Origin of the sequence: Micrococcus sp. HMSC067E09, from assembly GCF_001812555.1 — a bacterium.
GTDB lineage: Bacteria > Actinomycetota > Actinomycetes > Actinomycetales > Micrococcaceae > Micrococcus > Micrococcus lylae.
The window spans coordinates 241010-249131 of the sequence record NZ_KV809449.1 but is presented as its reverse complement, the minus strand read 5'-3'; the positions used below and the strand labels follow the sequence as shown (position 1 = coordinate 249131).

The following is an 8122-nucleotide window of genomic DNA, read 5'->3' as shown; positions in this document are numbered from 1 at the left end:
AGCCCTGCCACTAAGTCTGACGCGCGACAACATCCACCCCAAGGATATCCGTGAGGTCTGACACAACTGGCTACGTCGAAGCAGAACTACCGCAGCGAGGCTTCCTGCGGTTGGTGCTGCAGCTCGGCCTTGAGTGCTCACGCCTCTTGCAGATCGAGGCTCCGGCCCGTCAGTCCAGGCCCGACGAACACACGTCCCGCGACCACCTGGTGCTGCGTCAACGAGCCGCCCCGAGGTCGCCCCTCCTCGATCTGCAAGACGCGTGGCAGCTCCATGGGGGGCCACTCGCGGTGGTATGGAGGCTCGTCTGGCACGGACGGCCTGTGAGCTGCTTCTGGCCGGGGTGATACGGATCTGCGCATCTTGGGGTGTGGACGGGGTAATGGGTCGCGGAGTGGCGGTGGGGTCGCCTACGCTGGTGGGCATGTTGTTCTACGGCACTGCTTCGCTGCGTCTGCGCAGCCGCTAACGGCGGCGAGCACCCTCCACAGGTTGTTGCTCCCGCCCCCGGCGATCACGGCCGGGCGGCTCTTCAGCGTGCCCGGCTCCGCAACAACCACGGAGCAAACAGTGCCTACCTATCGAGGTGGCCGTCATGAGCACGGCCAGAACTTCCTGACTGACCCATCCACCATTGCCACGATCACACGGCTCGTGGCTGCCACCGAGGGGCCGATCATCGAGATCGGCTCCGGTGACGGAGCACTCACCACCCCGCTAGCCCGGCTTGGGCGACCGGTGACAGCCGTCGAGATCGACACCCGACTCGCCCGACGCTTGACCCAACGACTCCCACCGCACGTGGAGGTTGTCGCCGACGACTTCCTGACCTACCGGCTTCCCACGTCTGCGCATGTGCTCGTCGGCAACCTGCCATTTCACCAGACCACAGCCATACTGCGACGCATCCTGCACGCACCCGCATGGACCGATGCAATCGTGCTCGTGCAATGGGAAGTCGCGCGGCGCAGAGCAGGAGTTGGCGGTGCCACGATGATGACCGCACAATGGGCGCCCTGGTTCACCTTCACGCTGCACAGTCGTGTTCCAGCCCGCGCGTTCACCCCACGTCCGGGAGTCGACGGCGGAATCCTCACCCTTCACCGCCGCGAACACCCGCTGGTGCCCCCGGCACGGCGGCGCCAGTTCCACGCCTTGGTCCACCGCGTCTACACCGGTCCCGGCCGCGGGCTCGCCCAGATCCTCGCACGCACCACCGCACTCGGCTCACCACAGGCGGCACAGGCATGGTTGAGGGGCCACGGTATGACCGCTGCCGGACTGCCGAAGGACCTGCCCGTCGAGGCATGGGTGGACTTGTTCAAGACCACGGGCTCCTCGCCACCGTCCCGCCGCACGCAGTCGTCCTCAGGAAGGCGGCGGCGATGAGCATCGACCCCTCGTGGCGAGTCTGCCCTGACGAGACCACCCCCAGCCATGCGTGCCCGACCGAGACAGCCGCACACCATGCAGCACGGCTCCTCGCTCAAGACCCCGGACGGGATTGGCGACTTCGTGACCTTGCCGACCTCGTGCACCTGTCCACGTCACAACTGGGCAGGGCCTTCAGCCAAAGCTTCGGGATGCCGCCCATCCAGTACCTGGCTCACGTTCGAGCCCACAGACTGGCCGAGCTCCTGGTCGAAACCGACCTTCCGATCGGTGTCGCCATGACACGGGTCGGGTGGCGCAGCCGCGGCCACGCCGCACGACAGTTCACCGCCATCATCGGGGTCAGTCCATCCGCGTACCGACTCACCGCGACCCAACGAGCAAGCCTGAAATGCCCGTGCTGTGGACAGCGAAGCGAGCTGCCCCGATGACGGCCACAGAGCGCTCTGGCCTCGGCCCTGCCAGGACAGAGATCCGTGACACGGTCATTCGGATGCGGGCCGATCTCGCTCACCGGTGGACCTTGGCCGAACTCGCACAGGATGCACACCTGTCGCGGTCACGGCTCGGGGGCCTGTTCGTGGAGCAGTTCGGCGTCCCGCCGATCATGCTGCTGGCTCGGTTGCGGGTCCGGGAGATGGCACGGCTGTTGCGGGAGTCGGATATGACGGTCGATCAGATCGGGGTCCGGGTGGGGTGGAGGAATCGAGGCCATGCGGCGGAGCAGTTCGCCAAGACCATGGGCGTCACCCCAACCGCGTATCGGACCGAATACCGGCAGCAGACCCGACAGACAGCAGACGACCTGACCGGTTGCTTGTGGTGCGGACAACCCCTTCCCGCCACCGACGATGACCGGAAAACGCGCAGATCAGACGGTGATCCGCTCATCCATGGCTGAACTGCTGGACTCCCGCCACTGTCGCGCGGTAGTAGTCGTGGAAGTCACCGCCACGATGCTCGATCTGGGGCGCGGTGCGCACCTGGCTGGTGAGCCTCCATTGGGCTCAACTGTTACGCGAGGCGCCGTGGCGCGGCTCGGATTATGCGTCATCGGGTGGGGTTGGACGGCTGGGGAAATTTTCCCCCGCCGTGAACCACCCCACCCGGCACCGCCCTGCCCGGCTCAAGTGGAAGCGACGGTGCCGGACATTTTCCGGAACCGTCAGCACCCCGACCGTCCCCGTGGGTACTGGGGTGGGGTGTCCACCTGTGGGGCATGAGGTATGCACGCACCACACCCACCGGGCGCCGATTGATCGCCGAACCCGTGCCCCGGGGCGAGCCGGACATGGACCGGATGGTCGCGCTGGTGCTGCACCTGGCCGATTGTCTCCACGCCCAGACCCCGCAGCCCGAACCCGATGCAAGCTCGACAACGAGAGAAGATGCCCATGACCACCCCCGACACACAGGCACCAACGATCACGGGTGAGGGGCGGGTGACGGCGGTGACCTACCAGCGGGTCTCCACCAAGGAACAAGCCACCGCCGGCGGCCGAGACGAGGGATTTTCCATCCCGGCCCAGCGGGAGGCGAACCGCCGCAAAGCCGATGCCCTCGGTGCCGACGTTGTTGCCGAGTTCGTCGACGCCGGGGAATCCGCCCGGTCGGCGAAGCGACCCGAACTGCAACGGATGTTGGACTACATCGCGACCCATCAGGTCACGTATTGCATCGTGCACAAGGTCGACCGGCTGGCCCGGAACCGGCTCGATGACGTCGACATCCACCGCCACCTCATCGACGCCGGCGTCCAGTTGGTCTCCGCCACGGAGAACATCGATGACACCCCGTCTGGGATGCTGCTGCACGGCATCATGTCCTCGATTGCGGAGTTCTACTCCCGCAACCTCGCCGCCGAAGTCACCAAAGGCATGACCCAGAAAGTCGCCAACGGCGGCACTCCAAGCAGGGCACCGATCGGCTATCGCAACATCCGGTGCAAGGATGAGCAGGGCCGGGAGTACCGCACCGTCGAGATCGACCCCGACCGAGCACCCCTCATCCGCTGGGTCTTCGACACCTACGCCAAAGGCGAGCACACCGTCCCCGACTTGCTCGCCGAAGCCACCACCCGCGGATTGACCACCGTCGCGACGCCGAAGCGGTCATCGGGGCCCGTGGGGCGGTCCACGTTCTTCAAACTCTTGCGCAACCCGTACTACATCGGGCAGGTCCGCTACCAAGGCGCCCTCCATCCCGGCGCCCACGAACCCATCGTCGATGCAGAGACGTGGCAGCAGGTCCAGACCCTCCTGGATACCCGTGCCACCGCTGGGGAACGCCGCCGCAAACACGACCACTACCTCAAAGGCACCCTGTACTGCGGCACCTGCATGTCGCGGTTGCAGCTCGACTACGCGCGCAACAAACAAGGCATCCGCTACGCCTACTACATCTGCACCGGTCGAGCCACCAAACGCACGGCGTGTACGCGGAAGGCCGTGCCCGTCGGCGTCGCCGAGCAACTCGTCACTGACTGCTACCAACAGATCGCAATCACGGAGCAGACGTACCAGCAACTCGCGCAGCGAGTCGAGGCGGCCTTCGATGAGCGTCTGGCTGAGCGGTCGCAGGCCATCGACGACCTCACCACCACCAAGAGGCGGCTCGAAGCCGAAGCGGACAAGCTCCTCGAAGCCCACTTCGCCGACGCCATCGACCTCGACACCCTGAAACGCCACCAAGACCGCATCCGGGTTGCCCTGAACGACGTCACCCGGCGGCTGGAAGCGGAACGGCGTGATCACGAAGGCCCCCGGAAGCACCTCGCCACCGCACTGCGCCTGCTGGCTGACTGCGGCCACATGTACGCACTCACCGATAACCACGGCAAACGACTCGCCAACCAAGCCTTCTACCACCGCATCGAGATCACCGAAGACGAAAAAGCGGCGATCCAGCTCAACGAGCCGTTCGCCGCCCTCGCACCCAACGATGTCAGGTGTTCTAGTACGTCTGATCTGGTGGAGGCAAGGGGACTCGAACCCCTAACCCCCTGCTTGCAAAGCAGGTGCGCTACCAATTGCGCCATGCCCCCGTGTGCTGTTCAGCCCACGGCTGTTCAGTTGTGTGGTCCCACTCTAGCGGGTCCGTCGCTCAGCGTGCGTCCGGCTCGTCCTCCGGGAGTTCGTCCGTGGCCGAGGCCCAGACCTTCCGGTCCTGCTGCGCCTGCTGCCAGGAGCGCAGGCCCCAGGCGGCCGCTGCGGCGACCGCTGCCACGGCCACCCTGCTCAGCTTCGACACGTTGTGCCTCCTCGAGTGGAGTGGGATCCCCTCAGACAACTGAGGCCCCGTCCAGCGGGGCCTCGAGTGCTGTGGGAGTGGGCGTACCAAGACTTGAACTTGGGACCTCTTCGTTATCAGCGAAGCGCTCTAACCGCCTGAGCTATACGCCCTCACCGCCATGCCGCCCGGTCGGAAACCGTGCTTCACAACGAGTAAAGACTCTACACGGCCGCAGACGCCCGCGCAAATCGCGCGGGCGTCTGCGTTCTCCCGGTCGCAGGCGACTGTCTTCGCCCGGAGGTGCCGGGCAGGCGGTCAGTCGTCCGTCAGGGTCACACCCAGGCCGCCGACGAGGGCGGCGGAGACGTTGTAGAGGGCCGCGAGGACCACGGACAGCAGGGTCAGCAGCACCACGTTCATCACGGCGACGATGGTGGCCAGGGAGGCCACGGTGCCCAGCGGGGCGAGGTGCTGGACGGTGTAGTTGCCGGACTCGGCGCCGAGGACGGTGCCGAGCACGTCGTTCACGCGGTCGAAGATGCCGGCCAGGTGCATCAGCGAGTACAGGCCCACCGCGCCGATCACGGTGATGATGCCGAGGGCCACGGACAGCAGGAAGCCCAGCTTCATGGCCGACCAGATGTCCACCCGCGAGACGATCAGGCGTGCACGGCGCTGCTTGGCCTTGGGAGCCGAGCGGACCAGGCCCTCCTTGCCGGTGCGCTGAGCGGGGCGGGCGGACCGAGTGCCGGCGGCGCCGGACTGGGGACGCGATGAGGCCGAAGTGCTCACTGCTCTCCTCCGTCTGCATCCTCGGCGTCGACCTCAGCAGAGGCACTCACGTCGTCGGACACGGGGTGGTTCTGGTCGGTGGACTCGTCCAAGCGTACCCCCGTGACCTCACCGGCGTCGGTCGCGGCTCCCTCGGCACCGCCATCCGGAGCGGCCTCGGCGGCCGCCTCGGCGTCGGCCTCGATGGCCTCCTCGTTGTTGAGGGTCACGGCGACGATCCGGTCCTTCTTGTCCGGCTTGGCGAAGATGACGCCCATGGTGTCGCGGCCCTTGGCCGGGACGCCGGCCACGGCCGAGCGGACGACCTTGCCGGACTCCATGACCACGAGCACCTCCTGGTCCTCCTGCACCACGAGGCCGCCGGTGAGGCCGCCGCGCTCGTCCACGAGCTTGGCCACCTTGATGCCGAGGCCGCCGCGGTTCTGCGTGCGGTACTCGCCCACGTGGGTGCGCTTGGCGTAGCCGCCGTCGGTCACGGTGAAGACGTAGCCGTCCTCGTCCGGGGAGATGACGTCCATGGCCAGCAGCCAGTCGTCGTCGCGGAACTTCATGCCGGTCACACCGGAGGTCGCGCGGCCCATGGGGCGCAGCGCCTCGTCGGTGGCGGTGAAGCGCACGGACTGGCCCTTGCGGGAGATGAGGATGAGGTCGTCGTCCGCGGACACCACGCGGGCGGAGACCAGCTCGTCGCCGTCGCGCAGGCGCAGGGCGATCAGGCCGGCGGAGCGGTTGGTGTCGTACTCGCTCAGCAGGGTCTTCTTCACCAGGCCGTTGCGGGTGGCGAGCACGAGGTAGTCGGCGCCGTCGTAGCCGGCCAGCGGCTGGATCTGCGCGATGTGCTCGTCCGGCTGGAACGCCAGCAGGTTGGCCACGTGCTGGCCCTTGGCGTCGCGGCCGCCCTCGATGAGCTCGTAGGTCTTGATGCGGTACACGCGGCCGAAGTTCGTGAAGAACAGCAGCCAGTGGTGCGTGGACACGGTGAGGAAGTGCTCCACCACGTCGTCACCGCGCAGCATGGCCCCGCGGACGCCCTTGCCGCCGCGTCCCTGGGACCGGTACTGGTCCAGCCGGGTGCGCTTGACGTAGCCGCCGCGGGTGATGGTGACGACCATCTCCTCCTCGGGGATCAGGTCCTCCATGGACATGTCCCCGTCGTAGCCGTAGAGGATCTGGGTGCGGCGGTCGTCGCCGTGCTTGTCCACGATCTCCCCGAGCTCGGTGGAGACCACCTCGCGCTGGCGGGCCGGGTCCTCGAGGATCTTCGTGTACTCGGCGATGAGGGCCATCAGCTCGTCGTACTTGTCCTGGATCTTCTGGCGCTCGAGGGCGGCCAGGCGGCGCAGCTGCATGTCCAGGATGGCCTGGGCCTGCTCGTCGTCGATGTCCAGGAGCGCCTTGAGCGCCTCGCGGGCGTCGTCCACGGAGCGGGAGGCGCGGATGGTCGCGATGACCTCGTCCAGCATGTCCAGGGCCTTGAGCAGGCCGAGCTGGATGTGTGCCTCGCGCTCGGCCTTGGCCTTGCGGAAGGCGGTGCGGCGGACGATGACCTCGATCTGGTGCTTCACCCAGTAGTGGACGAAGCCGTCGAGGGACAGGGTGCGGGGCACGCCGTCCACGAGGGCCAGCATGTTCGCGGAGAAGTTCGACTGCAGCTCGGTGTGCTTGTAGAGGTTGTTCAGCACCACCTTGGCCACGGCGTCGCGCTTGAGAACGATCACCAGACGCTGGCCGGTGCGGCCGGAAGTCTCGTCGCGCATGTCGGCGATGCCGGTGATCTTGCCGTCGCGCACCATGTGGGCGATCTTCTCGGCGAGGTTGTCCGGGTTCACCATGTACGGCAGCTCGGTGACCACCAGGCAGGTGCGGCCCTGGATCTCCTCCACGTTGACCACGGCGCGCATGGTGATGGAGCCGCGGCCGGTGCGGTAGGCGTCCTCGATGCCCTTGGTGCCGAGGATGGTGGCGCCGGTCGGGAAGTCGGGGCCCTTGACCTCCTTGAGCAGGGCCTCGAGCAGCTCCTCGCGGGTGGCCTCGGGGTTGTCCAGGTACCACCGGACGCCGGCGGCGACCTCGCGCAGGTTGTGCGGCGGGATGTTGGTGGCCATGCCGACCGCGATGCCGGAGGAGCCGTTGACCAGCAGGTTCGGAAAGCGGGCGGGGAGCACGGTGGGCTCCTGCTGCTTGCCGTCGTAGTTGTCCTGGAAGTCGACGGTGTCCTCGTCGATGTCCCGGACCATGTCCATGGCCAGCGGCGCCATCTTGGTCTCGGTGTAGCGCTGGGCGGCGGCGCCGTCGTTGCCCGGGGAGCCGAAGTTGCCCTGCCCGAGGGCCAGCGGGTAGCGCATCACCCAGTCCTGGATGAGGCGGACGAGGGCGTCGTAGATCGCGGAGTCGCCGTGGGGGTGGTAGTTGCCCATCACCTCGCCGACCACGCGGGCCGACTTGTTGAAGGAGCGCTCGGGGCGGTAGCCGCCGTCGTACATCGCGTAGAGCACGCGGCGGTGCACCGGCTTCAGGCCGTCGCGCACGTCCGGCAGGGCGCGGCCGACGATCACGGCCATCGCGTAGTCCAGGTAGGAGCGCTTCATCTCGGATTCGAGGTCGACGTGGTCGACCCTGTCCGCGGCGCCCTCGGGGAGGACGTACATCTCCAGGTCCTCGGAGGCCTCGGCCGGCACGGTGCCGTCGCCTGCCACCTCCTCGGGGT

Annotated in this window: 6 protein-coding genes, 2 tRNA genes and 1 pseudogene; 4 read left to right on the top strand and 5 right to left on the bottom strand. The window is 67.3% G+C overall.

The features are described 5' to 3' along the window. Nucleotides 1–570: 570 nt before the first annotated feature. The 4 genes and pseudogenes from erm to HMPREF2863_RS11605 form a co-directional block, all read left to right on the top strand. Nucleotides 571–1389 carry a 23S ribosomal RNA methyltransferase Erm gene (erm, locus tag HMPREF2863_RS09340; protein ID WP_070639627.1) on the top strand — a complete coding sequence of 273 codons (819 nt, stop codon included), beginning with the start codon at nucleotides 571–573 and terminating at the stop codon, nucleotides 1387–1389. Beyond that, nucleotides 1308–1823: a helix-turn-helix transcriptional regulator gene (locus HMPREF2863_RS12480; RefSeq protein WP_083315348.1), complete on the top strand. Its 516-nt coding sequence runs from the start codon at nucleotides 1308–1310 to the stop codon at nucleotides 1821–1823. The genes erm and HMPREF2863_RS12480 overlap by 82 nt, the downstream gene beginning before the upstream one ends. A gap of 62 nt (nucleotides 1824–1885) precedes the next feature. Beyond that, nucleotides 1886–2293 (top strand): helix-turn-helix domain-containing protein, encoded by a 408-nt coding sequence (locus HMPREF2863_RS09335; RefSeq protein ID WP_210386729.1) that lies wholly within the window; start codon nucleotides 1886–1888, stop codon nucleotides 2291–2293. Nucleotides 2294–2756: 463 nt separating this feature from the next. Beyond that, nucleotides 2757–3815: pseudogene (locus tag HMPREF2863_RS11605) on the top strand (recombinase family protein); the annotation flags it as partial. A gap of 544 nt (nucleotides 3816–4359) precedes the next feature. On the opposite strand, the gene HMPREF2863_RS09325 reads toward HMPREF2863_RS11605, so the two are convergent. The 5 genes from HMPREF2863_RS09325 to gyrA form a co-directional block, all read right to left on the bottom strand. Continuing rightward, nucleotides 4360–4435: transfer RNA gene (locus tag HMPREF2863_RS09325), tRNA-Ala, on the bottom strand. A 59-nt stretch (nucleotides 4436–4494) separates the two neighbouring features. Next, complete coding sequence (locus HMPREF2863_RS12100) at nucleotides 4495–4641, bottom strand: hypothetical protein (RefSeq protein ID WP_168165778.1); 147 nt, start codon at nucleotides 4639–4641, stop codon at nucleotides 4495–4497. Nucleotides 4642–4719: 78 nt separating this feature from the next. Beyond that, nucleotides 4720–4793: transfer RNA gene (locus tag HMPREF2863_RS09320), tRNA-Ile, on the bottom strand. Between the two features lie 145 nt (nucleotides 4794–4938). Continuing rightward, nucleotides 4939–5415, bottom strand: coding sequence for a DUF3566 domain-containing protein (locus HMPREF2863_RS09315; RefSeq protein ID WP_067192321.1), 477 nt, complete (start codon nucleotides 5413–5415; stop codon nucleotides 4939–4941). Beyond that, complete coding sequence (gene gyrA, locus HMPREF2863_RS09310; protein WP_070639685.1) at nucleotides 5412–8063, bottom strand: DNA gyrase subunit A; 2652 nt, start codon at nucleotides 8061–8063, stop codon at nucleotides 5412–5414. Before gyrA ends, HMPREF2863_RS09315 begins: the two co-directional genes overlap by 4 nt. Nucleotides 8064–8122 lie beyond the last annotated feature (59 nt).

Excerpts from the sequence above, each read along its gene's own strand:
- HMPREF2863_RS12480 (WP_083315348.1), top strand. The coding sequence starts at position 1,308 with ATGGGTGGACTTGTTCAAGACCACGGGCTCCTCGCCACCGTCCCGCCG.
- HMPREF2863_RS09335 (WP_210386729.1), top strand. The coding sequence starts at position 1,886 with ATGCGGGCCGATCTCGCTCACCGGTGGACCTTGGCCGAACTCGCACAG.
- gyrA (WP_070639685.1), bottom strand. The coding sequence starts at position 8,063 with ATGTACGTCCTCCCCGAGGGCGCCGCGGACAGGGTCGACCACGTCGAC.